This window comes from Microtetraspora glauca (assembly GCF_040656155.1).
Taxonomy (GTDB): Bacteria; Actinomycetota; Actinomycetes; order Streptosporangiales; family Streptosporangiaceae; genus Microtetraspora; species Microtetraspora glauca.
Genome location: NZ_JBFALK010000003.1, coordinates 21,393 through 46,984, shown reverse-complemented (window position 1 = coordinate 46,984; position 25,592 = coordinate 21,393). Strand labels below are relative to the sequence as shown.

Here is a 25,592-nt window from a genome sequence, read left to right as displayed (position 1 = left end):
CTTAATAGATCGGTCTACATATTTTTGAGGCCAGAAAGAGGGCCCGCCTCGCGCGGGCCCGTGTCAGCGCAGCAGGGCGGCGAGGCGGCCGGCGACGCGATCCAGTGGCTCTCTGCTGCGGTGTGCCTTGGCCAGCAGGAGCGCCCCCTCGATCAGGGCCAGGATCGTGACCGCGAGGTCGTCGGCGTCCTGACGCCCGTCGAGCCGGGCGCGTAGAGCGGCCGTCCACGAGGCGTACACCTCCGAGCAGGCCTGCTGCAGCGGGTCGCTGGCGGCGGCCATCTCGAGTGCCACGGTGGCCACCGGACACCCCTTCTGCCAGCCCGATTCCTCCAATCGATCGCCCAGGTGCCGCAGCACTCCTTCGACGGACTCCGCCACGGACGCGCTGGACTCGGCCATGCCCTCGAAGGCGGCGCCCATCGCCTGGCCGGCACGCCGTACCGACTCGCCGACGAGCTGATCCTTGCCGTCGGGGAAGTGGAAATAGAGCGAGCCGCGGGGCGCGCCACTGACCGCGATCACCTGATTGAGCCCGGCGCTGAAGTATCCCCCGGTCTCGACCAACTCCTGCGTCGCGGCCAGTATCCGGACCCGCGTCGCTGTTCCCTTCTGTCCCATGCCGTGAAAGTAGACCGATCTATATATTTTTTCAACTTGTCTCGTGTGGCTCACGTCTGACGTAACGCGCGCCCGGCCCGATCATTGCGCCCTCGAGGGCCGCGGCAAGCCGGTGCTCGTCGTCTTTGAGGTTGCCATTCCATTCCGTCCCGCTTTCGGGGCTTTCGGGGGCAATGTCAGGGGCGACAGGCCCTTTTTCCGCGCCCGCTGGACGCTGGACGCTCCAAGCGGGCCCGTACAGCGGGTCCGCCTCTACTGGGTGAAAGCGAGACCATTCATGAAAGACCTGCGCGGAGTGGCGGCGACGCTGGTGGGCGCCGTCGGTGTCGCCACCGTGACGGCCGGGGCCGTCATGACGGCCCGGGGCCTGCAGGGGAGGGGGCAGATCCGGGACGAGCTCATCCGCCAGAAGATCACATTTCCGGACGAGGGCTTGCCGGCGGAGCTCGGCGCGCACGTCGGCCGACGGGTGGAGAACGGCCCGCAGGCACGCGCGTTCGCTGACATGATCGGCGGCAACGTGCTCCGCGCCACCGAAGGGCGCACCTACGCGGAAGTCAGCGCCGAACTGCACGCCGCCGGAGGCAAGGACGACGAGCTCACCGCCCTGCGCGAGACCGCGTTCATGGGCGAGACGTTGCGCGCCTCGCTGATGACCGCCTACCAGGCATGGGAGGTCACCTCCCTGACTGTCGGCCTGGGCGCGGTGCTCATGAGCACCGGCGCCGCCTTCGTCACCGTGGGCGCGGTGTTGGCGTCGCCCCGGCCATGAGCGAGCAGATCGCGGAGGGTCGGGCGGTGAGCTCGCGGCGGACCCGCCCCCTGCGCCATGTGCACCGCGACGTCGGCTCGGCCTCGTTCATCGTGATCTGGGAGGCGACCCGGCCTGCCCGCTGGCCTGACTGCATTGCCGGGCCGAGGCCAGGCTCGCGCGCGACCCCGCCGAGCTGACCACCGACGAGGCGGCCGGGCTGATGCGCCAGGTCACCGATTTCGGCCGCCCCGCCCCGCTTTTCGTCATCACCGGCGGCGACCCCTTCGAACGGACCGACCTGTACGACCTGGTCCGCGAGGCCCGCCGACTCGGCCTGACCCCGGCCGTGTCGCCTTCTGCCACCCCGGCGCTGACCACCGCGAGCCTGTCCCGCCTGCGCGACGCGGGCGCCTCGGTGATCTCGCTCAGCCTGGACGGTGCGACCGCCGCCCTCCACGCCCCCGGTTTCCGCTCGGCGGAAGGGCGGCTGAAGGGCGGCTGACGCGACGATCCGCGTCTCACCCGACGCGCGCTTCGGGGAACTCGAAGCGGCCGAACATCCAGGTGCCGGGCTCGTCCGGGTTGTCTCCCACCCAGAACTGCGTCCACAGCAGGATGAACTCCTCCTTGGTCAGGTATCCGTCGTCGTTCAGGTCGAGCAGTGAGAAGGTCGTGTCGGTGTCGATCGGGAACCCGTTCCACACCTCGATGAGCCGGTTGTACTCCTCGGCCGAGATCAGGTCGTCGCCGTTCTCGTCGATGATCTCGAACATGGCTTTGGCGGTGCCCTCGACGGAGGAGGTCATGTCGCCGAGCCGGTCGACGACCCGCAGTGTCCCCTCCAGGGAGACCTCGCCCTCCGCGGGGTCGGCGTCCTCGTCGGAAGCCGCCAGTAGGGTGGCCCACCAGCCCATCATCAGCGCCTGGACCAGGTGCCGGTCGGTTCCCTCCCGGTAGGAGGCCCACCGCTCGGCCAGCGCGGCGAAGTCCGACTCCTCCAGGACGCCGTTGTGGTCGGTGTCCATCAGGTGGAACACGTTGGAGATCTTGTGGCGCTGGAACTCACTGGACATGACCCTGCTCCGATCGTTGTCACGGAACCACAGTGGTTGCATGCGCTCCTACAGTCGTGTGCCGTCAATCAAGTGTGCTATCGCCACAGAGATTCACCGCATTCACTGATCAGTGACTGCATTGCTACTTCCTGTGACTTTCCGTACGGGCGCGGGCCCTGCACTGTGGTCGTCACGACCGCCGCGCCCACGCGGAGTACGACCAGAGCGCGATCGTCAGGATCGCCGATGGGCACGGCCTGCGACCGACGGCCTTGCCCGGAACCGCTTCGGTCGTCAAAGATGGCGACAAGCTGCGGCGGCTCGTTCCGCACGGCGTTGACACGGGCGATGGGCCGGCTCCGGCTGACAGGTGAACAGGCTCACCGGCTGATCGGTTCGCGCGTCCACGACCGTCTCCTCACCGGGGCGGTAAGGAGACGGCGCGCGCACGTGCCGCGGTCGCCCGGCGGACCTCGGCTCGCAGCGCGTCATGCTCGGCTGACGCCGACGACTGGACGGAGGCCGTGTGCGCGCGAACGAGTCGGGACGATCGGTCACGTCACGTGTCCTGTCGATTCTCGAAGCCTTCGAAACCCATGGGCCGAGCCTGTCGCTGTCGCAGTTGGCGGAGCTGACCGGCCTGCCTGTCTCCACGGCCCACCGTCTCTTGGGCGAACTGCACGCATGGGGAGCTCTCGCGCGAGACGACCAAGGGCGTTACCACGTCGGTTTGCGCCTGTGGGAGCTGTCGCAAAGCGCGGGCAGACGGTTGCGCGACACCGCGCGGCCCTACCTGCAGGACCTGTTCTCTCTCACGCAAGAGACGTCCCATATCGCGATTCGTGAGGGCAACGAGGCGTTGTACGTCGACCGGGTCTACAGCTCCAAGCGTGTGCCGCGGGCGTCCCGCATCGGCGGGCGGCTGCCGCTCCACGCGACGGCTGTCGGCAAGGTGCTGCTGGCCTACGAGGAGCCGTGGTTTCGCGAGGCCTATCTCCACGGCGATCTGGAGGCCCGTACCGTGCGGACGCACGTTGATCCGGCAGGCCTGGCCGATGAGCTGGCGCAGATCGCCGAGCAGGGTTACGCCATCACGCTGGAGGAGGCTCGTGCCGGCGCCTGCTCCATCGCCGTGCCGGTTGCGGGGCGATCCGACCAGGTCGAGGCGTCGGTGGGCCTGGTCCTGCTGTCGACGCAGGGCAAGACGCTGACGCGACACCTGTCAGTCCTGCGCGGTGTGGCCTCCCGCATCGAGGCGGCCATCGCCCGCTACCCGTCCGGCTATCCACGGCAGCGCGGCTGACCCGTCCCGGGACGCGGCTCGCGTGCTCCCCATCCACAAGAACGCATGGGACGCGCGCTCACATCACGCCTGTCCGGAGAACCCTGCGCGCACGCTCGCTTCCGTTGAATGGAAACCGCGCATTGTGACCAGCAGCATATCGGCCTCACACTGATGAAACTTCGGAAATGCCCGAGTTGAAGTGGAGTTTGAGCGTGACCGCAAACCTCACCGCCGTCCCGCGATCGTGTCCCGTCCACCACGGGTATGAGCCGTTCGACCAGAACGACCCCTTCCCGGCGTACGCGGCGCTGCGTTCCGAAGAGCCCGTCATGTTCGACGAGCGCATCGGATGCTGGGTGGTCACGCGGTACGACGACGTCAAGGCGGTCTTCGAGGACTGGAAGACCTTCAGCAGTGAGAACGCCCAGGCGCCGGTCCGTGAGCGTGGGCCGGAAGCCACGCAGATCATGCTCGACGGCGGATTCACGGCCTATTCGGGCCTGTCGGCACGTGTCCCTCCGGAGCACACCCGCATCCGCAAGGTGGCCGCCAAGGCCTTCACGCCGCGCCGTTACAAGGCGCTCGAGCCGAGCATCCGGCAGCACGTCGTCACCCTGCTGGAGCGGATGCTGGCTCGGCCCAAGGCGACCGGGGACTTCGTCCGCGACCTCGCCTACGACGTCCCGACGGTCACCATCCTCACGCTCATCGGGGCGGACACCGGCAAGGTGGACACCTTCAAGCGCTGGTCGGACTCGCGCGCCGCGATGACCTGGGGTGACCTGAGCGACCAGGAGCAGGTCCCGCACGCGCACAACCTCGTCGACTACTGGCAGGAATGCCTCCGCCTGGTGGCCGACGCGCACGAGCACGAGCGGGGCTCCCTGGTCGGCGACCTCGTGCGTGCCCAGGCAGCCGGAGACGAGATCACCGACCACGAGATCGCCTCCGTCGTCTACAGCCTGCTGTTCGCCGGCCATGAGACGACCACGACCCTGATCTCGAACGCCCTTCGCGTCCTGTTGTCACACCGTGATCAGTGGCGGCGCGTCGTCGACCGGCCCTCCCTCATCCCTGCGGCCATCGACGAGGTGCTGCGCCACAGCGGATCGATCGTGGCGTGGCGGCGCCGTGCGTTGGTGGACACGCGGATCGGCGGCGTCGACATCCCGAAGGGGGCCGACATCCTTCTCGTCATGGGATCGGCGAACCGGGACGCCGCCAAGTTCGACGACCCGGAAGCCCTCGACATCGCCCGGCCGAACGCGCGCGAGCACCTCTCGTTCGGATTCGGCATCCACTACTGCCTGGGCAACATGCTCGCCAAGCTCCAGGCCAGGATCGCGATCGAGGAGGTCGCCCGCCTCATCCCGGATGTCCGGCTGCGCGAGGACGAGCAGATCGTCTTCGGTCCCAACCTCTCGTTCCGTTCTCCGATCAGCGTCCCGGTGGAGTGGGAGGCCCGCGCGTGAGCGACGTCGACACGAGGTACGTCCAGTTCTTCGACGGCGGAATCGCGCCGGACCACGCCCTCCTGGGAGGGAAGTGCGCCTCCCTGGCCACGATGACCGCCGCCGGTATGCCTGTGCCGCCGGGCTTCGCGGTGACCACCGCGCTGTACGACGCGTTCGTCGAGGAGTCCGGGCTACGTGACGTGATCGTGAAAGCGCTCGACGAGATCGACCCCGACGACGTTGCCAGCGTCGACTCCGTATCGGCGGCCATCCGCGACGAGATCTGCTCGCGGCCGGTGCCCGAGCGGCTTCGGCGCCCGGTGATCGAGGCGTGGGCGGACTTCCAGGGGCGGTTCGAGCGGCCGGTGCCGGTGGCCGTCCGGTCGTCGGCGACCGCCGAGGATCTGCCGGACGCGAGCTTCGCCGGCCAGCAGGACACCTACCTGTGGCTCGTCGACGAGCGCGACGTCCACGAACACATCCGCAAGTGCTGGGCCTCGCTCTACACCAGCCGGGCCATCACCTACCGGCTGAGGAACGCCGTCCCCGAAGACGGGCTCTCGATGGCCGTCGCCGTCCAGAAGATGGTCCATGCCCGGGTCGCCGGAGTGGCGATGACGCTCAACCCCCGCAACGGGGACCGCTCGAAGATCACTATCGACGCGTCATGGGGGGTGGGCGAGGCGGTCGTTTCCGGCCACGTCACACCGGACAACATCGTCGTCGACAAGGTGCTGCTGTGCGTCGTCGAGGAGCACGTCGGCGACAAGCACATCGAGCTGGTGCCCGACAGCGCCGGCGGCCGGCTCGTCGAGCGTGACGTGGACGCGGCCAGGCGAGCGGTCCGGAGCCTGACCGACGACCAGGTCAGAGCGGTCTCCGAACTCGCCAAGCGCGCCGAACGGCACTACGGGTGCCCGCAGGACATCGAGTGGGCGCTCGACGCCGACCTTCCTGACGGACAGAACCTGCTCCTGCTGCAGTCACGACCGGAGACCGTCCACTCGTCCAAGCCGAAGCCGGTCGCCGCACCGGCGAAGGCGTCGCCGCCCAGCGTCGGCTTCAGTCTCGGCAGCATCACCGCGCATCTGACCGCGGGCCGCGCCGCAGGCGTGACGAACTGAACCGGCCACCCCCCTCACGACAAGGACCCCGATAGCCATGACCGTCGAACCCGCAGTGAAGTCCTTCCCGCGGCCATCGGAGCTGCCGGTTCCTCCGGGCGCCGAAGGCTGGGAGAAGCTCTACCCCTACAACCTCGTGTTCCAGAACCTGAGCGGCTCGGACGACGAGAAGTTCTGGTTCTGCGACAGCCAGCACTGGCCGACGGTGTTCAAGCCGTTCGAGACCATCGGCGGCGAGTTCGCCGTCAAGTGCCTGGGCCAGTACAACACCCGGCACCTGCTCATTCCACCGGCCAACGGCATCGAGTTCAAGATCCACCTCGGCTACCTCTACATGAGCCCCGTGCCGGTACCCGAGGAGCAGATCCCGGCCCGGGTGCCCGAGTTCGAGCGGCGCGTCGGCCACTACTTCCAGAACTGGGACAGCCTGCTGGAGCAGTGGAAGATCAAGGTCCGCGCCACGATCGACGAGTTGGAGGCGCTGACCTTCACGAGCCTCCCGGAGATGGTGCCGTTCGACGACATCGTCAGCGGCAAGGCCAAGGACGGCTCCGAAGTCCTGATGGAGAACTACGACCGGCTGATCCAGCTCGTCTACCAGAACTGGCAGTACCACTTCGAGTTCCTCAACCTCGGCTATCTGGCCTACCTCGACTTCTTCACCTTCGCCAAGCAGGTCTTCCCCGGCATCCCCGACCAGGCCATCGCCAAGATGGTCCAGGGCGTCGACATGGAGCTGTTCCGTCCCGACGACGAGCTGAAGAAGCTCGCCACGCTCGCGGTCGAGCTCGGCCTGCAGTCCGCGTTCGAGAACACCGACGACGTCGAGGGGACCCTGGCCCGCGTCGGCGACCTCTCCGGTGGGCGGCAGTGGCTGGACGCCTACCGCGCCGCTCAGGACCCCTGGTTCAACTTCACCGTCGGCAACGGCTTCTACGGACACGACAAGTACTGGATCGAGCACCAGGAGATCCCTCTCGGCTACATCAAGGACTACATCCGCCGCGTCGGCGAGGGGCAGCGGATCCTCCGCCCGATCGCCGAGCTCGTCGCCGAGCGCGACCGGATCGTGGCCGAGTACCGGTCGCTGCTCGACGGGGAGAACCTGGCCGCCTTCGACGTCAAGCACGGTCTGGCCGTGACCGCGTACCCGTACGTCGAGAACCACAACTTCTACATCGAGCACTGGACGATGGGGGTGTTCTGGCGCAAGGTCCGCGAGCTCAGCAGGGTGTTCGTGGCGGCCGGCTTCTGGGCCGGCGAGGGCGACCTGCTGTACCTCACCCGCGGCGAGGTGCGCGACGCTCTGTTCGACCTCGTGACCGGATGGGCGGTCGGCGCCGAGCCGACCGGACCGAGCTACTGGCCCGCGGAGATCGACCGCCGCCGCGGCATCATCGACGCCCTCGGCAGCCGGCGTCCGCAGCCCGCGCTCAACACGCCGCCGGCCCAGATCACCGAGCCGTTCACGATGATGCTGTGGGGCATCACGACCGAGCAGGTCCAGCAGTGGCTCGGCGACGACTCCGGCGACGACACCGCCATCACGGGCATGTCCGCCTCGCCAGGCGTCGCCGAGGGACGCGCCCGCGTCGTCCACCACGCCGACCAGCTGAGTGAGGTCCAGGAGGGCGAGATCCTCGTCGCCACGATCACCGCGCCGTCGTGGGGGCCGATCTTCGGCAAGATCAAGGCGACCGTCACCGACATCGGCGGCATGATGAGCCACGCCGCGATCGTCTGCCGCGAGTACGGCCTTCCCGCTGTCACGGGAACCGGCAACGGATCGACGACGATCCGTACCGGGCAGCTCATCCGGGTCGACGGCGACGCCGGCCGTGTCGAGATCCTCGAGGACTGAGATCGTGCCGACCATCCCGGACGCCACAGGCGCCGGCCGCACCGTACTCGTCACGGGAGCGGCCGGCGGCCTCGGCCGCGCCTTCGCCCTGGGCTTCGCCGCCCACGGATATGCCGTCGCGGTCGCCGACATCGACGCCGCCGGAGCCGAGGAGACCGCCCGGCTCGTCAAGGAAGCGGGCGCCGCCGCCTGGCACGGACACGTCGACGTGACCTCCGTCGACTCCACCGAAGCGCTCGCCGCCGCGGTGGCGGACTTCGGCGGCGGGCAGATCGACGTGCTCGTCAACAACGCCGCGTTGTACGCCACCGTGAGCCGCTCACCTCTGGAGCAGATCGATCCCGCCGAGTGGGACCGGGTGATGGCGGTCAACGTCAAGGGACCGTGGCTGGTCGTGCGGGCGGCCAGCCCGTACCTGCCCGAGGGCGGCCGGATCGTCAACCTGTCCTCGGCCACCGTCTACTCCGGTTCGGAGCAGTGGGCCCACTACGTCGCCTCCAAGGGCGCGGTCATCGCCATGACCCGGGTCATGGCCAAGGAGCTCGGCCGCCGCTCGATCACCGTCAACGCGATCGCCCCCGGCTTCACGCTCACCGAGGCCAGCTACGGGCTCATGGAGAACGCCGAGTCCTACGGCGTCGACCGGGGAGCGTTGCGACGCGCCGGCCAGCCGGACGACGTCGTCGGCGCCGCGCTCTTCCTCGCCGGACCCGGCGCCGCCTACGTCAGCGGACAGACCGTGGTCGTCGACGGCGGCCGCCAGTTCATCTGAGACCACCACCAGGAGCAGCATGCCGAAGATCACCTTCGCCGCCGCCGACGGCGACACGCGAACCATCGAGGCCAACATCGGCGACTCGGTGATGGAGACCGCCGTACGCAACGGCATCGGCGGCATCGTCGCCGAGTGCGGTGGGTCGCTGTCGTGCGCGACCTGCCATGTCATCGTCGACGAGCACGACTTCGCCTCCCTCCCGCCGATGGAGGAGATGGAGGACGAGATGCTGTGGGGCACGGCCGTCGACCGCGCCGGCACATCGCGGCTGTCGTGCCAGATCCGGGTCACCGAGGGCATGGACCTGGGCGTCACGCTGCCCGAGACACAGGTCTGACATGGGCGAGAACGGCCTGTTGATCATCGGCTCCTCCCAGGCGGGGGTCCAGCTGGCGGTGTCGTCGCGGGCGCTGGGGTATGCCGCGCCGGTGACCCTGCTGGGAGACGAGAATCACCGTCCCTACCAGCGCCCCCCTCTGTCCAAGGATTTCCTCCAAGACAAGATCACCAAGGAATCTCTGATCTTCCGCAGCCAGGAATTCTGGGACGAGCATCGCATCACCGTCGTCAAGGGTGAACGCGTCGACAAGATCGATGTCACACCGGACGGTACGGGCACCGCATGGTCGGCCAGTGGGCGCGCGTTCCCGTTCGACCGGCTCGCGTTGACCGTCGGGGCACGAGCCCGGCGGCTCGAGGTTCCCGGCGCCGACCTGGACGGGGTGCTCTACCTGCGCAACGCCGACGACGCGCTCGATCTCAAGGCCCGCACGCCGGGAGCGGGCCGCGTGGTCGTCATCGGCGGAGGGTTCATCGGCATCGAGGCCGCCGCCAGCCTGCACAGCCTCGGCAAGCGGGTCACGCTCCTGGAGTTCGCCGATCGGCTGGTGGCGCGTGCCGTCGGCGCCGAGACCTCGCGGTTCATCCTCGACCACCATCGTCGAGCCGGCATCGACATCCGGCTCGGCAGTGCCGTGGACGAGATCGTCGGCCACGACGGCAAGGTACGCGCCGTCCGCGTCGGTGGTGAGGAGATCGCGGCCGACATCGTCCTCGTCGGCGTCGGTGTCATCCCGAACACCGAACTCGCCGAGGCGATGGGGCTGCGATGCGACGACGGCATCGTCGTCGATCGCCATGCCGTCGCCTCCGACGGCACGACACTCGCCGTCGGTGACTGCGCCAACCTCCCCAACCCCGTACCCGGCTCGCCCGCGGGCGGGCGCGTCCGCTTCGAGAGCGTCAATCACGCCATCGAGCACGCCAAGGTCGCGGCCCATGCCCTGGTGGGCCGGCAGGAGGAGTACGCGGGCATCCCGTGGTTCTGGTCGAACCAAGGCGACCTCAAACTGCAGATCGCGGGCCTTTCATCCGGCTACGACCGCTCCGTCGTCCGCAGCCCCGCCGACCCGCTCAAGCACTCGGTCCTGTACTACCGCGGTGACCGCCTGATCGCCGCGGACTGCGTCAACGTTCCACTCGACTTCATGGCCGTCAAACAGGCGCTCAGCAGGGGAGTGTCGCTGCCTCCCGACGCCGTCGCCGACCCGGGCGCGCCGTTGAAGTCACTGCTCGCCGAAGCCACCGCTCCCGACGAAGGGAACCCGTCATCATGACAACGCCCCTCCCCGCGGCCCCGGTTCCGGCCGGCGGGCCGGTCGACACCTCGCCGATCGCACTCACCCCGGCACGCGGTTCCGACCTGGACGCGATCTGGTCGGCGGTCGTGCCGGAGACCCGCGTACGGTCCAACGACATCCACCTGCCCGTGTCCCTCGCGTACGCCGAGCGGCTCTGCGACGCCCATCCCGAGGCGGACGCGCTACTCGTCAGGGTGGCGATCCTGCTGCACGACGTCGGCTGGGGGCGGGTCGACGAGTCACGCATCATCGCCGAAGGTTTCACCGGCGACTGGCGCAAGGCCGCCATCCGGTACGAGCACGAGAAGCAAGGGTGCGAGATCGCCCGTGAGGTGCTGCCGCCGCTGGGATACGACGACGCCTTCATCGAGCGAGTCGCCGCGATCATCGACGGTCACGACACGAGAGCCGAAGCGTATTCGCTGGAAGACGCGCTGGTGCGGGACGCCGACCGTCTGTGGCGATTCGACCATGTCGGCATCGCGCTCGCCTCGGGGTGGTTCTCGATGGACCCGGCGACCTACTGCGACCGGCTGCGCGCTGAGATCGTGCCCGAGTTGCTCACACAGGCGGCCATCGAGATGGCCCTGGCCTCACTGGCACGCTCCGAAGCCCTGTTGAAGACGGACGTGCTGCGATGATGCCCTGGGCGCATGTGGACGACCACTTCGTCGATGGGGCATGGGTGCCGTCCACAGGTTCGGAGCGCATCGAGATCGTCGACCCTGCGACGGAGGAGACGTGGGGCAGCGTCCCTGCGGCTACCCCGGACGACCTCGACGCCGCGGTCGCCGCGGCGCGCCGTGCCTTCGACACCGGGCCGTGGCCAGGGCTCCGCCCGAGCGAAAGAGCGGAGGTGCTGCGGCGGATCGCCGACGAGATCGAGAAGCGCGCCGAACCCATCGCGATCACCAACACGCGCGAGAACGGCTCGCCCATCTCCGAGACCGGCGAAGCCGCCGCCAACGCCGCATCCATCTTCCGCTACGTCGCTTCGCTCGCTCCAGAGTTGGAGCGCGAGGACATCCGCCCCTTTCCGTCCGGCGTCGGAGAGACGCTGGTACGCCGAGACGCGATCGGTGTCTGCGCGCTCATCGCACCCTGGAACTTCCCGATCAACCTCGTCGCGATCAAGCTCGCGCCCGCGCTGCTGGCCGGTTGCGCGACCATCATCAAGCCCGCCGAGGCCACGCCACTGTCGATCCGGTTCGTCGTCGAGGCGACAGCCGATGCCGGCGTGCCCCCCGGAATCGTCAACCTGGTAACAGGGACAGGGCTGACCGGCGATGCCCTCGTGCGGCATCCAGGCGTCGACAAGGTGGCGTTCACCGGATCGACAGGCGTCGGCCGGCGCATCGCGGCCGCCTGCGGAGAACTGCTCAGGCCGGTCACGCTGGAACTCGGTGGCAAGTCCGCGGCGATCGTCCTCGACGATGCCGACCTCGACCACTTTTCGCGGGTGCTCATTCGCTCCTGCATGCGCAACACCGGCCAGACCTGCTACATCTCGACCCGGATCCTGGCACCGGATACGCGGTACGACGAGATCGTCGACCGCGTGACCCGCACGATCGCCGCCGCACCTCAGGGCGACCCGTTCGACCCGGACACGATCTTCGGGCCGGTCGCCACGCGCCGCCAGTTCGAGATCGTGTCCGAGTTCATCGATTCGGCTCGCGCCGAAGGGGCACGCGTCACCACCGGGGGACATGCCCGCACTGATCGCCCCGGCTTCTTCATCGAGCCCACCGTGCTCGCCGATGTCACACCGCGGATGCGCGTGGCCCGCGAGGAGATCTTCGGCCCCGTGGTCACCGTGCAGCGATACGTCGACATCGACGAGGCGATCGGCATCGCGAACGCGACCGGCTTCGGCTTGGGCGGCATCGTGTTCTCCTCGAACCCGTGCAAGGCGCAGGCCGTCGCCGAGCGCATCGACAGCGGATCGGTGGGCATCAACTTCTTCGCCTCCAACCACGCGGCGCCGTTCGGCGGGCGCCACGACTCCGGCCTCGGTGTCGAGTACGGCGTCGAGGGATTGGAGCAGTACATCGCGTACAAGTCGATCCACCGCCGGGCATCCGCCTGAACGGTCCCGGAGATCGACTTGTACGCGGATGCGAGCACGGCGGCCGGGCTTGCGAAGAAGGACCCGGCGAACGTGCATCCGTTCATCGAGACGGAGAAGCAGGGCGGCGCAACGTCAAACGGGCGTGTGAGCCGCTGGGAGTCTCCCGTGCGTGAGTGACGCGCTCTCCTACAGGGTCAGGGCGGTGGTGAGGCGGATGTCGTCGAGCGAATGCCCGGTTTGGAGCACGTAGTCCCCGGAGAGCAGGCGCCATCCGTTCTCGCTCCAGACCTCGGCCGCGCGGCGCGGGATCTCCACGGACACCTCGGCGGTCTCGCCAGGGCCGGCCTCGGCCACGGCGAACCCGACCAGCCAGCGGGAGGGCCGGGACTCGTCGGGCGTCGCGGGCGCCAGGTAGACCTGCACCACCTCGCGGCCGGGACGGTCGCCGGTGTTCCGCACCCGGACGGTGAGCGTCGCGTCGGCGTACTCGGCGGACGCGTAGTGCCAGGTCGTGTATCCGAGGCCGGTTCCGAATCCGAAGGCGGGAGCCCTGCCGGACCGCTCCCAGGCGCGGTAGCCGACGAAGACGCCCTCCTCGTACCGCAGCACACCGTCGACGGGGGTGACGTCGACGACCGGGCAGTCCTCGAGCACGCTCGGCCAGGTGGTCGGTAGGCGGCCGCCCGGCTCCGTACGGCCGAGCAGCACGTCGGCCAGCGCGTGCCCGCCCTCCTGGCCGGGGAACCAGGTGAGCAGGATGGCCGCGACCTCGTCCCGCCACGGCATCTCCACGGGTGAGCCGGCGTTGACCACGACGACCGTCCGCGGATTGGCCGCGGCCACCCGGGACACCAGCTCGTCCTGGCGGCCGGGCAGCTTCAGCGACGTGCGGTCGAAGCCCTCGCTCTCCACCTCCTTGGTCGTGGCCACGACGACCACGGCGACGTCCGCCGCCGCGGCGGTCCGTACGGCCTCCTCGATCAGCTCGTCCGGGTCGAGCGACGGCTCCCGGTGACCGAGCGTGGCGCCGACGAAGGGGAACGACAGCAGGTCGGACCGGGGCACCGTGTGTTCGAGGCGGACGTCGACCGGCTCGCCGGCGGGCAGCTCCACGTCGACGACGGTGTGCGGCGGCGCCATGAACAACGCGACCGGATCGTCGCTCTCCGGCACCATCGCCCCGTCGAAGCAGGTCCGTCCACCGACCACGAGCCGGAAGCGGCCCACCCCCTCGATCGAGAGCCGGTGCACGCCGCCGACTTCGGGGGTGAACGTCCCGGTGATCTCGACGCTGCGCAGCCTCTCGAAGGGGACCCCTTCCGGCATCTCGCCGAGCCATTGGATCGCGCCCTCGGACAGCGCGAAGTCACCGAGCACCCGCCCGTCCTCCGCCCGGCAGACCGCGCGCAGCGGGAACCGCGCCGGGTTGAACCGGCCGCTCGGGTCGGCCCCGCGGGCGTACGCCATCGGGACCCCGGCGGAGGCGAACCCCTTGTACGGCGACACGACATGGGAGGGGAAAACCTGGGCGCTGCCCCCGCCCATCACTCGGGCATCCTTGGCCGCTCCTCCGATGAGAGCCACGCTCGTGTCCGGGCCGAACGGCAGCACGCCGTCGTTGCGCACCAGCGTGAACGACGCCGCCGCCACCTCACGGGCCAGCGTCTCGCCGTCGACGGCCGGCAGGGGGTCGGCGCGGCGCGCGTCCTCCAGGGCGCCCACCCGGTGGGCCAGGGTGAGCACCCGGCGTGCGTGCTCGTCCACGACCTCCTCGTCCAGCTCTCCGGCGCGTACGGCCGCCGCGAGCGCCGGGCCGTACACGGTCACGGGGCCGGGCATGGCGATGTCGAGTCCTCCGAGCGCAGCGCGGATCGTGTCGCGGGCGGCCGTCCAGTCGGAGACGATCACGCCGTCGAATCCCCACTCGTCGCGCAGGACCTTGTTCTGCAGCTCGTCGTGTTCTGTCATGGTGGGGCCGTTGACGCGGTTGTAGGCCGCCATGACGCCGAACGGCCCCGCCTTCCTCACCACGACCTCGAAGGGCGCGAGGTAGAGCTCGCGCAGGGCGCGTTCGCCGACCAGGACGTTGGCGGTCATCCTCTCGGTCTCGAAGTCGTTGGCCACGAAGTGCTTCACCGTGGCGGCGACCCCGCCCTCCTGGACTCCGGTGACGTACGCGGCGGCGATTTCGCCGGTCAGCACCGGATCCTCGGAGTAGCACTCGAAGTGGCGCCCGCCGAGGGGAGAGCGGTGCAGGTTGACGGTCGGTGCCAGGAGCACGTGCACGCCCTTGCGGCGGGCCTCCTGTGCCAGCAGGTTGCCGACGCGGCGGGCCAGCTCCACGTCCCAGGTCGCGGCCAGGGCGGTCGGGCTCGGCAGGGCGATGGAGGGGTCGTCGGCCGTCCATCTGGCGCCCCGGACGCCGATCGGCCCGTCCGACATGACGATCGACTCCAGGCCGGCGCCGGGCGCCGCGGGCAGGCTCCACATGTCCTGACCGGCCAGAATACGCGCCTTGGTGTCCAGGTCGAGTTTGCTCAGCGCCTGTTCCACGATGTCGTCGTGCTCGGTTCCCGACACGGTCAGCGAACCCCCTTGATGTGAGTGACCAGAACTGTGCCCACGATCACGCCGATCTCTCCGGATCTCGCTGTGATGCGCTTTCCCCCGGAGTATGCCTGCGATTACCGAATGGTCGGTAGGTCAAGATATGTAATCGTTATGTCCGCTGGTCGCGTTAGGCTCGGCGCGACGAGAGGGAGTGATCCATGGTGCGGCGCCGAGGGACACGCGAGAGCCGGCGGGAGGAGATCCTGCTGGCCGCGCTCGACGTGTTCGCCGAACGCGGCTACACGGGGGCGTCGATCGCGTCGATCGCCGAACGGGTGGGCCTCAGCCAGCAGGGTGTGCTGCATTACTTCCCCAGCAAGGACCGGCTGCTCGCCGAGGTGCTGCGGCTGCGCGACGAGCGCAACCTCGACGTGCTCGTGCTGCCGGGCGAGGGCGGGGCGATCACGCTGGACACCGTGGCCGCCCTGGTGGAGTACAACGCGCAGCGCCGCGGCATCGTGCAGTCCTTCACCGTGCTCTCCGCGGAGAGCGTGATCGAGGACCACCCGGCCAGGGACTTCTTCAAGGAGCGCTACGGAACCTCCCGTGCCTGGATGGCCGAGGTGATCCGAGCCGAACTCGGCGACAAGCTGCCCGCCGACCTCACGCCCGAGCAGGCGGCGCCGCTGATGTTCGCGGTGATGGACGGCCTGCAACTCCAGTGGTTGCTCGCCCCCGACGAGATCGACATGCCGGGGTTGTTCCGTGCTTTTCTCTCCCTTTTGAAAGGCGCACCGCGTCCCTCGTGACGGCCTCGCCGCGTCCCCCTCAGCGGACGGCTTTGACGCGTAGCACGGTCAGCGCGCCCGCGACCGCCACCACGATGGCGGTCGCGAAGAGAGCCGGGTAGCCGCTCAGCTCGATGATGGTCGCGGCCACAAAGGGCGCGATCATCTGTGGTCCGGCGTTGGCGATGTTGAGCACGCCCAGGTCTCTGGCCGCGTTCTCCGGGTTGGGCAGGACGAGGGTGGCCAGGGCGGTGTCGACGGCCATGTAGGTACCGAAGCCCACTCCGGAGACCGCCGAGAAGATCGCCATCCCGGTCCAGGTGGGCGACACCAGAGGGATCAGCAGCGCCAGCCCGGAGATCGCGCTGGAGACGAACACGAACAGCCGGTACCGCTGCAGCTTGTCGGCCAGCGGACCTCCGATCAGGGTGGCGACGACGGAGGCGATCACATTGATCAGGGTCAGGGCCGCCACACCCTCCACAGGCGTCAGGCCCGACGGCATCCTGATGTGGTCCTGGAGGATGAAGAGCTGGAACATCAGCACCATGAAGTAGCTGAGGATCATGAGCGCGCGGCCCAGAAACACCCACATGAAGTCGCGATGTCCCAGGGCGGACAAGAAATCCGCCAGCACGGCCAGGGGCGATCGGCGCTCCTTGACCACGATCTCGTACTCCCCGGGGCGGGGGTCCCTGCTGAACAGCACCAGCAGGACGGCGGAGGCGACCACGCCCCCGCCCAGAAGCAGGAAGCCCGCGAGCGAGCCGGCGTACCTCGCCGCCACCTGGGTGCCGACGACGGCGGCGACCGAGGTCGCGACGCCCGCGACCGCCGAGGCGATGCCGCGCCGCTCTCTCGGCACCCGATCCGGGACGATGGCCGTGAGCGCGGCCTGGAACAGGTTCATCATGGCCTGGGCGATGGACCAGCTGATGAGGATCAGGGTGACGGTGCTCGCTGTGCCGAGGAGCCACAGCGCGGCGAACGCGGCCAGCGCGCCACCCAGCAGCCAGGGGTTCCGGCGGCCGAAGCGCGAGCGTGTCCGGTCGGAGAGCGCGCCGCCGATCGGGTTGAACACGGTCGCGAAGATCGCGCTGACCCCGGCGACCATGCCCGCGTTGGCGACCTTGTCGACGGGGTCGGCGAGGGCGACGGCGCTCTGCACGAGCGGGCCGCCCACGCCGAAGTAGACCGCGAACATCGCGGTGTTGGCGACGAACAGGAGTCCGAAGAGGCCGGTCTGGTTCGTCCTTTGGGGAGTGGTCCTGACGGTCATGATGCTCCAGGGTTGATCGGCATCAGTGGTTGCGACGGTCCGAGGACGGGAGAGGCGCGGTGGTTCGCCTCGTGCGGAGGCCGTGCCGGGAAGGTCTGGATACAGCCGTCGAGACCTGCCATGAAGTCCTCGAAAAGGTGACGATGGATCGTGTGCCCGGCGCCCTTCGCGACCCGCACTTCGAAGCCTCTGGCGACGAGGGCATCGGCCGCCTCAGGGGGACGAGGTCGCCCGGGCCGGCCGTACCAGTGACGGCACGACGGGCCCGGACGGGTCAGCGCAGACCGGCGAGGCGTGCGTAGGTCGCGGCGTAGGTCGCCGGGTCGGCCGTCCAGTCGGCGTCGATCGGGGTGATGCTGACCTTGCCCTTGGTGAGGGCGGCGAGGAAGGCGGCGTGTCGGCGGTTCGGCTTCATGGGGGGCTCCGAATCTCGCGAGGGTATCGCTGACGAGGAGCATGAGCTATCAGACCGAGTACTCGGTAGATCTTGTTGCTGGATCGTTACACATGTCACGTCGGGACGTGATCCGCCGTGATCCGCCGTGATCCGCCGTGCCCCGTCCGGCTGCCGCTTCGGCGCTGTTCGCCTCGGCGTAGCGCTCGTGCGCGCTCATCGGCACGCCGCCGGCGCGCGGGCGCCACGCGGTACGACAAGCTCGCCGTTCGCTATGACGCCACCGTGCTGGTCGCAGCCATCGATGAGTGGCTATGACCAGCACGGTCGCAACAGAACCTGGTACTGACTCGTAGACAGGTAGACAACCTCACGTTCGGGCAGATCTGGGCGATCGGACCTCTGTGGTCTCTCAGCCGACGTGGAGGATTCGAAAGCGATCGGGTTCCGCCGGATCTCGATCGACGACTTGGATGGGCGTCCACGCCCATTGCCAAACGCTGATGCCTGGCGTGCGAGAGAACTGGATCTGTCCGCGGGTGCCTTCGACCGCGACGCGCGGCCAGGATTCGGCAGTGCGCGCCCGATCCGCGCCGTGAGAACGCAGCACCTCGGCGAGCACGGCGACCGTGTCGTAGCCCTCGAAGGCGACGAAGGAGGGCGCTTCTGCCAGCCGCTCGCGGAGGGCCGTCTCGACTCGCGCACCGAGTGGGCTGAGGCGCTCGGGCAGGTAGCGCAAGAACGGGATCGCGGCGCCGTCGTCGCCCAGCAACCTCGCCCATTCGGTGAACTCCGGTTGCCCGGCCGGAGCGCCGATCATGATCTCGGCGAGGCGCTGGTCGTGGCGGACAGACGTGACGATCGACACTGCCGGCTCCGGGTGGCCGACCAGAAGAAGGAGGGCCGTCGCGCGATTGTCGAGGAGTTCGTCGCACACGGCCGTGGGGGTGAGCGCGCGCATGTCGAGTTCGATGACGGTGCCGCCGCGGGGAGCGAGGTAGTCCCGGAGAATGCGGGTGCCAGATGCCCAGTAGACACTCGGCTCGGCCGCTACGGCGACTCGACTGTGGCCCGCGCTGAGGAGGAAGTCCGCGTAGATCTGCCAGCCGTGGGACTGCGCCGGGGCGAGGCGCGCGACCCATTCCGTCGGCTGTTCGGTGAGCGCGTCGAGAACCGCTGACGAGCAGAGGAACGGCAGGCCGAGGGCGTCGGCCCTGGCGGCGGCCGCGCGAGCGACGACGCTGTGATACTCCCCAGCCAAGGCAGCCACGCCCAGGCGAGCCAATTCATCTACGGCCGCCGCGGCCCTCTGTGGATCAGCCGCGGTGTCTCGGACCACCAGTTCGAGTGGTCTTCCGACGATTCCGCCGGAGTCATTGACTTCGCGAACGGCCAGCTCGAGTCCGGCGAGCAAGTGTCGGCCTGCCTCGACCCAGCCAGGCCGAGTCAGCGGAACGAGAACGCCGATCCGGACGGATGATCCGTCAGTCCGCTCCGCTCCAGGTGGCGATGGCGGCGTATTCATGCGTTGGCGTCTCTCGTGTGATGATTCGGTGGCAGTTGGCCGGATCGTAGAGTATCGCCCACCGGCAGCGACGGCCCCAGTCGTTCCCACCGGCCGTTCGTCAGATCACCACGTCCCTTGGAACGTGATCATCTACGATCTTGATCCACTTTCGCGACAGACCCTAGCTGGGTCTTATGGTGGCGAGTTGCACGAGCAGCATGACCAGCCGGTAAGCGTCGTTGAAGTCGGCGGCGGTGAACGTGATCGTACGGCCGCCTTCAGCACGTGAAACACCCGGCACGAGTGTCGCCAGATCAACCGTGACCGGGCTGTGAAGATCGACTTCGACCTCAAGCGGCCCGGCAATGGTCAGAGGCGAAACCAGTGCGCGCCGCGTGATTGCGTCGGCGGCCGCCTGGCGCAACCGCTCCCGGGCTTCCTCAGGGTGCAGGGTGATGGCGCCCGCCTGCCCGAGGGCTTGTTTGACCGCGACAGTGAAGGCCGAGGGAACCAGATCACGTAGTTCGGCGCAGGCGGTGTCATCGCCGCTGAGCAGCACGACCGGCACGCCCAGATGGCCGGCCATGGCGGCGTTGAGACCGATCTCGCCCAGGGAACGTCCGGCCACACGCACATCGAGGATGTCATCGCTCATGGTGTGTGCCAGCACGGCCGGCCCCCCACCGGCTCGGGCGTGGTAGCCGACGAACAGAACCGCATCGGTGTGCTCGTCGAGCCCGCCCAGCATGCCCAGCGGGCGCGGCTTGCCACGAACCAGGTGTGCCCGCCGGTCAAGTTCCTCCGGCAATATGTTGCGGAAAGGCCCGTGAGCGTCGGCGACCCACACCACCGCAGTGGGTTCGGCATCCAGCACGCCGGCGATCACGGCGTTCGCCTCGGCCGTCATCAAGGCCCGACCGCGCTCGTAATCGTGCCGCCCCGGATTCGTCTCGGTGGAATGCACGATCCCCGAGATGCCCTCCATGTCAACAGAGATCAGCACTTTCACACCCCGAACCTTACGCGCTTCGGCAAGCAGGAGGTGCGGCGCGCTGGTCGCGGCGATTGACGGGCGGACAGCCTCAGGCCGGGGCAGGTCATGCCGTGCCGAGGTCAGGCTGATGGCGCTGGTCAGGATGGACATGGCAGGGGTCGGGGCCGACCGGCATCAGCGCACCCGGGCCAGCCTTGTGCGCTATGGCGCGTTGGTGAACGGCCGGAGGCGTCAACGGTCTTCCAGCTCCGCCGCCTTTCCGCGGACGAGTTCGCGCAGCGCGAGGAGTGTTGTTCGCCGGTCGTCCGACCGCCACTGCATCTCAAGGGGAAGGGCCGCCGGCTCCTGAAGGGGGACCGCGACGACGTCCCCGGAAAGATGACCGGTCGTCGAGCCGGGCACGAGGGAGAACGCCCGGCCCTGTGACAGCAGGTAGAGGCGGGAGCCGACGATCCTGGGCGGGCTCACGATCACGTGCGGTTCGAGCCCCCGGTCGGCGCACATCGCGAGGACGAAGTCGTAGTACCTCGGATGCTGCTCTCTCGGCCACAGGAGCAGGGGGACGTCCGCGAGGTCGCGAAGCGCGATGCCCGGCAGCCTGACCGCCGGATGGTCGCGGCTGACCGCGACGAAGACCGGCTCGTCGGCGATCGTCTCCTTCTTGAAGCCGGGCATGTCGTCGAGGAACCGCCCCAGGCCGATGTCCGCGAGCTCGGCCGCGAGAGCCGACGAGACGGCGCCGGTCTCGACGGCCACGTCCTCGATCTTCAGGGTTGGAAGGTCGATCTCCGCCTGGCTCAGGACGGCGGGGAGCAGGCGGTTCACGATGCTCGGGGACGCCACGAGGCGAGCGGTGTTCATCCTCGATTCCTCATGGAGCAGGACCTTCCCGATGAGGGAGCCCGCCTGGTCGAGCAGCAGCCGGCCCTCGGACGCCATGACCGTGCCCGCCGGCGTCAGGGTGACCGTGCGGCGGCTGCGGTCGAGGAGGGCGAGCCCGACGGACCGCTCCAGGCGGGCGACCTCCTGGCTCACCGTGGGCTGCGAGATGTGCAGCTTCTCCGCGGCGCGGCCGAAGTGGAGGCACTCGGCGACGGCGAGGAAGACCTCGACCTGCCTGAGGGTGAACTTCATAGCGTGAAGCTATCGCAGATCGCATTTTTCATTCTGGTTCTTGACCGTGGGCCTTCCTAGCCTGTGAGGCACGTGCTCCCGCCACGCTCCGCGGGCGACTCGAAGAAGGTTCTGAACGTATGTCACGTCCTGCGATCCACGTCTCCGGCGACGTCGCGCGCGCGGTGGAAACCGGCGCGCCCGTCGTCGCGCTCGAATCCACGATCTTCACCCACGGCCTTCCGCGGCCCAGGAACCTGGCGGTCGCCCTCGAAGCGGAAGAGCTCATTCGGGCGGCGGGAGCGGTCCCCGCGACGATCGGCGTCTACGACGGCGTTCCCACGGTCGGGTTGACCGCCGAGCAGATAGCGGTGCTGTCGGACACCGACGACATCGACAAGGCGAGCCTGCGGGACCTGCCGGTGGTCGCCGCGCTCGGGCGGCACGGAGGAACGACCGTCGCCGCGACCGCGTACCTCGCGAACCGGGCCGGCGTGCGAGTCTTCGCGACCGGCGGGCTCGGCGGCGTCCACCGCGGAGCCTCCGAGACGTTCGACGAGTCGGCGGACCTGACCACCCTCGCCGGGACACCTATCACGATCATCAGCGCGGGCGTGAAGTCGATCCTCGACATCGGGGCGACCCTGGAGCGGTTCGAGACGTTGAACATCCCCGTCATCGGGTACGGGACCCGCCGCTACCCCGGCTTCTACGTTTCCGATTCCGGATATGAGTTGCACTACTCGGTGAACTCTCCCGAGGAGGCCGCGAAGATCATCTCCTCGCGCGACGCGCTGGGGCTGCGGCAGGCGGTCCTGCTCGCCAATCCCGTCGAGGAGTCGCGGCAACTGCCGCCGGACGTACTCGACGACGTGCTGCGCCGGGCGTGGGCGGAGGCCGATCGGCAGGGGATCGGCGGCAACGCCGCGACGCCGTTCCTGCTCGATTTCATCCAGCGGGACACGGGCGGGCGGAGCCTGGAGGTCAACGTGGACGTCTACCGCGGCAATGCCGCTCTCGCCGCGAAGGTGGCGACGGCGCTGTCCGCCGAGTCTGACCGGGACCAGGCTTAACGATCATGCTCGGAGTGATCGGCGATCTCGTCGAAGACGTCATCGTCTGGCTTGAGGGGCCCGTTCGCCATGGCACCGACACCGAGGCGAGGGTCTTCCGCCGCAGAGGGGGGAGTGCCGCGAACGTCGCGAGCTTCGCCACGAGGGCATGGCCGACGCGCTTCATCGGCTGCGTCGGCGACGATCCCGTCGGAGAGCGGGTGGTCCTTGACCTCGCGAACGACGGCGTGGACGTGCGCGTGGTCCGGCGCGGCGAAACGGGCACCGTCGTCGTTCTGATCGACGGCGACGGCGAGCGGACCATGTTTCCCAATCGGGGGGCGTCGACCCTTCTGGACGTGGTGCCGGACGAGTGGCTGTCCGGGCTTTCGCTTCTCCACGTCCCCGCGTACTCGTTCAACGGGGAGCCGGCGGGGAGCGCGGCGATCGACGCGATCCGGCGCGTGAAAGGCGCCGGCGGCCTCGTCTCCGTCGACGCGTCCTCCACGGGCATGCTCTCGCGGTTCGGCCGCGACCGGTTCCTGAACCTCATGGCGGAGCTCGCACCGGACTTCCTCCTGGCGAACAAGGACGAGTCCACCTTTCTCGGACTGCTCGGTGACGTGACGACCGGAACGGAGCGGCAGCGCCTTCCCCTGACGACGGTCGTGACGAAGTCGGGCTCTCAGGCGACGATCATCGATGCCCCTGATCGGCCCAGATGTGAGGTGGAGGTCCCCGCGGTCGGGAACGTTCGCGACCTGACAGGGGCGGGGGACGCGTTCGCCGCAGGTTTCCTGAGCGGGTACCTTCGGTCTCGGGATCTTCGTGAAGCCGCGGTGCGAGGGCACGCGTCGGCCGCTCGGGTCTTGTCCTCACCGGGAGCCTCCGCGACCGGCGGCTGACCCGACTGCGACCGCGCTGAGGTTGCCCCGGTTCGAACTCGACGCTCTTCATCATGGGCCGGGCTGGGCTTCGGCCCTTGGAGCGCTGGTACGAGCACCGCACCGGCGGGATCTACCTCACCGACTCCACCAACGCCTACGCGGGCAGCCGCGCGGTGTACGGACAGGTCATCCAGGGTCGCTGGTACGACACCGGTAATCCGGCGACAACGCCACCGCGGGTCGCTCCAGCGGCGGCCGGTGAGGAGGAGTCGCCGTCCTCATGGTCGCTCTCGTGCCGGTCTGCCGCGGGCTGATCGAGGAGCACGCGCGGGTCGCTTAGGGTGGCTGACTTTCTGGCACCCACAGGCTCAACTGCATGGTATTCGCCACGCGAGCCAAAGCTCGACGGAGTAATTGTCAAGACCTGTGGACGGGAGCCGCACCGACCCAGCGGTGGTAGGCGTCTACGTCGACGTTGCTGCCGCACACGATGGTGACGACGTGTCGGCCGGCGAAGCGGTCACGGTCTTCGAGGATCGCCGCGATGCCGAGCGCGGCCGACGGTTCGACGACGAGGCCGGCGTGGTCGAGGAGCATCCGCATACCGGCGATGATCGACGTCTCCTGGACCAGGACGGCGTCGTCAGCGACCAGGAGGAGGTCGTCCAGGACGGCCGGGATGGGACGCCGTCCGGCGACGCCGTCAGCGATGGTGTTGGTCGAGTCGGTGGTGACGACGCGCCGTTGGCGCCACGAGTGTGTCATCGCCGGTGCGCCCAGCGGCTGGACGCAGATCACCTCGACTTCGGGCGCCCAGGCCTTCACCACATGACCCACACCGGTGGCCAGCGCCCCGCCGCCGAGAGCGATCAGGACGGCGTCGAACGACGGCACGGTGTCCACCAGTTCCAGGCCGATGGTTGCCGCGCCCTCACAGGTCTCGATGTCCAGGCTGTCTTCGACCAGCCGGATGCCGTCGTACCGCGCGACGGCCGCCGCCCGCTCGCGAGCCATGTCGAAGTCGCCGTCAACCAACTCCAACCTGGCGTCCAACGCCCGGATGCGATCAAGCTTGGCCGCGGGCGCGAAGCGTGACGACGGTGACGTCGAGCCCGCGGCCGCGACCGGACCAAGCGAGGGCTTGGCCAAGGTTGCCCGCGCTGGCGCACACCACGGCTCGCGAGCCACTGTCGGCGAGCAGGCTCGCGACTACCTCGGTGCCGCGGGCCTTGAAGCTGCGGACCGGGTTCGCCGTTTCGAGTTTGATGCTCACCGTGCACCCGAGGGCGGGCTCCAGCGCCTCGCAGCGGTACATCGGAGTGTCGAGAAAAATCGGGTCGATCACCCGGCGAGCCGCGCGGATGCGAGCGGTGTCGAGGCGCGTCTCCTGCACGACACAGCAGCCTAGCGCCGCCGGCGCTGTTCCATTCGGGCGAACGCCCGGCGACCGGTGCCCGTACTGGGAGGTGAGCCGGGCAGGGGACCCGTGGATCCTCGTTTCGACGCCGAGGCGTAAGGGGCGTTACGGACCGCTCGGGCCGCCGACGAGGCCGCCGGCGTTCTTGACTATCACTGTGTCGCCGACCCGGCTGAAATCGTAGAAGCGGTGGGCGTCCTCCGTGCTCAGGTGGATGCAGCCGTGGGAGCTGTCGGCCCGGCCGATGGCGGGATCCCAGGGCGCCGCGTGGACGAACAGGCCGGAACCGGTCAGGCGCACCGCCCAGTGGACCACGAGGTCGTAGTAGTTGGGATTACGCGGATTACACGTGATGTTCGCGCTGCACGAGGTCATCGTGATGACCGCGTCCTTGCCAAGCACGTGGAACGTTCCGGTCGGTGTGCGGAAGCCGGGCTTTCCGAAGCCCGCGGTGAAGGTCATCACCGTCTGACCGTGATCTGTGACGGTCATCTGGTGTGTCGCCGCGTCGATCACAGAAACGTGGCCCACGGAGGCCGCCCGGGCGGGACCGGCGCCCAGCGTCAGGACGGCAGCGAGTGCACCGGCCAGTACGAGCCGGGCGGCGTCACGAACGTGTGAGCGTGAGATTCGGCGTTGGTGGGCCACTTCTGATCACCGTCGCTCTCTGCATAAATCAGGATATTCCGACCTCTCTTCCGCATCGAGGCGGCTTCGCCCCATCCCTGCAGCCCTCCGCCAACCGAAGTGCTCAAGCGGCCGGCCCAAGTGCTTACTGGTCCTGCGGGTGCCGAATGTTTCATCCCTGCAGGTCATAGGACGGCACGTGCTGTACCGCCGAAGCCACCTCGGTGATCAACTGGCAGCCTCCCCGGGCGCCGCGAATCCACTTGACCAGCCCGCCCGACGATCGCGCTGCTCGACATCCGCCGACGTCGCCATACCCGTGCGTTTCCGGCGTCGCCGTACAG

26 protein-coding genes are annotated in these 25,592 nt (G+C 68.8%); 15 read left to right on the top strand and 11 right to left on the bottom strand.

Annotated elements, in window-relative coordinates; genetic code table 11:
- Nucleotides 1-63: 63 nt before the first annotated feature.
- The gene (locus AB0I59_RS06435) at nt 64-621 is read right to left on the bottom strand and encodes a TetR/AcrR family transcriptional regulator (protein WP_358130719.1); all 558 of its coding nucleotides are present in this window, start codon (nt 619-621) and stop codon (nt 64-66) included.
- 277 nt (nt 622-898) lie between these two features.
- On the opposite strand from AB0I59_RS06435, the gene AB0I59_RS06430 reads away from it, so the two are divergent.
- Both AB0I59_RS06430 and AB0I59_RS06425 read left to right on the top strand, forming a co-directional pair.
- Nucleotides 899-1,393 (top strand): hypothetical protein, encoded by a 495-nt coding sequence (locus tag AB0I59_RS06430; protein WP_358130716.1) that lies wholly within the window; start codon nt 899-901, stop codon nt 1,391-1,393.
- A gap of 202 nt (nt 1,394-1,595) precedes the next feature.
- Nucleotides 1,596-1,877 carry a radical SAM protein gene (locus AB0I59_RS06425; protein ID WP_358130714.1) on the top strand — a complete coding sequence of 94 codons (282 nt, stop codon included), beginning with the start codon at nt 1,596-1,598 and terminating at the stop codon, nt 1,875-1,877.
- 16 nt (nt 1,878-1,893) lie between these two features.
- Here the strand turns inward: AB0I59_RS06425 and AB0I59_RS06420 are convergent, their stop codons facing one another.
- Nucleotides 1,894-2,448: an EF-hand domain-containing protein gene (locus AB0I59_RS06420; protein ID WP_061252836.1), complete on the bottom strand. Its 555-nt coding sequence runs from the start codon at nt 2,446-2,448 to the stop codon at nt 1,894-1,896.
- Nucleotides 2,449-2,956: 508 nt separating this feature from the next.
- Between AB0I59_RS06420 and AB0I59_RS06415 the strand changes: the two genes are divergently transcribed.
- The 9 genes from AB0I59_RS06415 (at nt 2,957) to AB0I59_RS06375 (ending at nt 12,658) form a co-directional block, all read left to right on the top strand.
- Nucleotides 2,957-3,733 carry an IclR family transcriptional regulator gene (locus AB0I59_RS06415; protein ID WP_082776441.1) on the top strand — a complete coding sequence of 259 codons (777 nt, stop codon included), beginning with the start codon at nt 2,957-2,959 and terminating at the stop codon, nt 3,731-3,733.
- A 194-nt stretch (nt 3,734-3,927) separates the two neighbouring features.
- The gene (locus AB0I59_RS06410; protein ID WP_358130709.1) at nt 3,928-5,187 is read left to right on the top strand and encodes a cytochrome P450; all 1,260 of its coding nucleotides are present in this window, start codon (nt 3,928-3,930) and stop codon (nt 5,185-5,187) included.
- A complete protein-coding gene (locus AB0I59_RS06405) occupies nt 5,184-6,293 on the top strand; it encodes a PEP/pyruvate-binding domain-containing protein (protein ID WP_061252593.1) in 1,110 nt (369 codons plus the stop codon). Before AB0I59_RS06410 ends, AB0I59_RS06405 begins: the two co-directional genes overlap by 4 nt.
- 37 nt (nt 6,294-6,330) lie before the next feature.
- Nucleotides 6,331-8,154, top strand: coding sequence for a PEP-utilizing enzyme (locus tag AB0I59_RS06400; protein WP_358130707.1), 1,824 nt, complete (start codon nt 6,331-6,333; stop codon nt 8,152-8,154).
- 4 nt (nt 8,155-8,158) lie between these two features.
- Nucleotides 8,159-8,926 carry an SDR family NAD(P)-dependent oxidoreductase gene (locus AB0I59_RS06395; RefSeq protein WP_358130704.1) on the top strand — a complete coding sequence of 256 codons (768 nt, stop codon included), beginning with the start codon at nt 8,159-8,161 and terminating at the stop codon, nt 8,924-8,926.
- A 19-nt stretch (nt 8,927-8,945) separates the two neighbouring features.
- The gene (locus AB0I59_RS06390) at nt 8,946-9,266 is read left to right on the top strand and encodes a 2Fe-2S iron-sulfur cluster-binding protein (protein ID WP_061252595.1); all 321 of its coding nucleotides are present in this window, start codon (nt 8,946-8,948) and stop codon (nt 9,264-9,266) included.
- Nucleotide 9,267: 1 nt separating this feature from the next.
- Nucleotides 9,268-10,545, top strand: a complete 1,278-nt coding sequence (locus AB0I59_RS06385; RefSeq protein WP_061252596.1) for an NAD(P)/FAD-dependent oxidoreductase — start codon at nt 9,268-9,270, stop codon at nt 10,543-10,545.
- Entirely contained in the window at nt 10,542-11,210 is a 669-nt protein-coding gene (locus AB0I59_RS06380; protein ID WP_061252597.1) for an HD domain-containing protein, read from the top strand. Before AB0I59_RS06385 ends, AB0I59_RS06380 begins: the two co-directional genes overlap by 4 nt.
- Nucleotides 11,207-12,658 (top strand): aldehyde dehydrogenase family protein, encoded by a 1,452-nt coding sequence (locus tag AB0I59_RS06375; RefSeq protein WP_061252598.1) that lies wholly within the window; start codon nt 11,207-11,209, stop codon nt 12,656-12,658. Before AB0I59_RS06380 ends, AB0I59_RS06375 begins: the two co-directional genes overlap by 4 nt.
- Nucleotides 12,659-12,826: 168 nt before the next feature.
- On the opposite strand, the gene AB0I59_RS06370 is transcribed toward AB0I59_RS06375, so the two are convergent.
- The gene (locus tag AB0I59_RS06370; protein ID WP_358130698.1) at nt 12,827-15,220 is read right to left on the bottom strand and encodes a beta-glucosidase family protein; all 2,394 of its coding nucleotides are present in this window, start codon (nt 15,218-15,220) and stop codon (nt 12,827-12,829) included.
- A gap of 188 nt (nt 15,221-15,408) precedes the next feature.
- On the opposite strand from AB0I59_RS06370, the gene AB0I59_RS06365 reads away from it, so the two are divergent.
- Complete coding sequence (locus tag AB0I59_RS06365; protein ID WP_061252600.1) at nt 15,409-15,999, top strand: TetR/AcrR family transcriptional regulator; 591 nt, start codon at nt 15,409-15,411, stop codon at nt 15,997-15,999.
- A gap of 19 nt (nt 16,000-16,018) precedes the next feature.
- Here the strand turns inward: AB0I59_RS06365 and AB0I59_RS06360 are convergent, their stop codons facing one another.
- The 5 genes from AB0I59_RS06360 to AB0I59_RS06340 all read right to left on the bottom strand — a co-directional run bounded on the left by AB0I59_RS06360 (nt 16,019) and on the right by AB0I59_RS06340 (nt 21,286).
- Nucleotides 16,019-17,257, bottom strand: coding sequence for an MFS transporter (locus AB0I59_RS06360; protein ID WP_061252601.1), 1,239 nt, complete (start codon nt 17,255-17,257; stop codon nt 16,019-16,021).
- Nucleotides 17,258-17,531: 274 nt separating this feature from the next.
- The gene (locus AB0I59_RS06355) at nt 17,532-17,672 is read right to left on the bottom strand and encodes a hypothetical protein (protein WP_358130695.1); all 141 of its coding nucleotides are present in this window, start codon (nt 17,670-17,672) and stop codon (nt 17,532-17,534) included.
- A gap of 391 nt (nt 17,673-18,063) precedes the next feature.
- Nucleotides 18,064-19,176, bottom strand: coding sequence for an ABC transporter substrate-binding protein (locus AB0I59_RS06350; protein ID WP_358130692.1), 1,113 nt, complete (start codon nt 19,174-19,176; stop codon nt 18,064-18,066).
- Between the two features lie 163 nt (nt 19,177-19,339).
- Nucleotides 19,340-20,302, bottom strand: a complete 963-nt coding sequence (locus AB0I59_RS06345; protein ID WP_358130689.1) for a M55 family metallopeptidase — start codon at nt 20,300-20,302, stop codon at nt 19,340-19,342.
- A gap of 81 nt (nt 20,303-20,383) precedes the next feature.
- Nucleotides 20,384-21,286, bottom strand: coding sequence for a LysR family transcriptional regulator (locus AB0I59_RS06340; protein ID WP_061252604.1), 903 nt, complete (start codon nt 21,284-21,286; stop codon nt 20,384-20,386).
- A gap of 119 nt (nt 21,287-21,405) precedes the next feature.
- Here AB0I59_RS06340 and AB0I59_RS06335 point away from each other — a divergent pair, with 119 nt between their 5' ends.
- The 3 genes from AB0I59_RS06335 to AB0I59_RS06325 are packed head-to-tail and all read left to right on the top strand — an operon-like array spanning nt 21,406 to nt 23,518.
- Nucleotides 21,406-22,338, top strand: a complete 933-nt coding sequence (locus AB0I59_RS06335) for a pseudouridine-5'-phosphate glycosidase (RefSeq protein WP_061252605.1) — start codon at nt 21,406-21,408, stop codon at nt 22,336-22,338.
- A gap of 5 nt (nt 22,339-22,343) precedes the next feature.
- Nucleotides 22,344-23,222, top strand: a complete 879-nt coding sequence (locus tag AB0I59_RS06330; RefSeq protein ID WP_358130685.1) for a carbohydrate kinase family protein — start codon at nt 22,344-22,346, stop codon at nt 23,220-23,222.
- A 53-nt stretch (nt 23,223-23,275) separates the two neighbouring features.
- Nucleotides 23,276-23,518: a hypothetical protein gene (locus AB0I59_RS06325; protein ID WP_358130682.1), complete on the top strand. Its 243-nt coding sequence runs from the start codon at nt 23,276-23,278 to the stop codon at nt 23,516-23,518.
- Between the two features lie 103 nt (nt 23,519-23,621).
- On the opposite strand, the gene AB0I59_RS06320 is transcribed toward AB0I59_RS06325, so the two are convergent.
- From AB0I59_RS06320 to AB0I59_RS06310, 3 genes are all read right to left on the bottom strand, one after another.
- Nucleotides 23,622-24,257 (bottom strand): pyridoxal-phosphate dependent enzyme, encoded by a 636-nt coding sequence (locus AB0I59_RS06320; protein ID WP_358130679.1) that lies wholly within the window; start codon nt 24,255-24,257, stop codon nt 23,622-23,624.
- 13 nt (nt 24,258-24,270) lie between these two features.
- Nucleotides 24,271-24,597 carry a pyridoxal-phosphate dependent enzyme gene (locus tag AB0I59_RS06315; RefSeq protein WP_358130676.1) on the bottom strand — a complete coding sequence of 109 codons (327 nt, stop codon included), beginning with the start codon at nt 24,595-24,597 and terminating at the stop codon, nt 24,271-24,273.
- Nucleotides 24,598-24,726: 129 nt separating this feature from the next.
- On the bottom strand, nt 24,727-25,137 hold the full coding sequence (locus AB0I59_RS06310; protein ID WP_358131579.1) for a L,D-transpeptidase: 411 nt from the start codon (nt 25,135-25,137) through the stop codon (nt 24,727-24,729).
- Between the last annotated feature and the right edge of the window lie 455 nt (nt 25,138-25,592).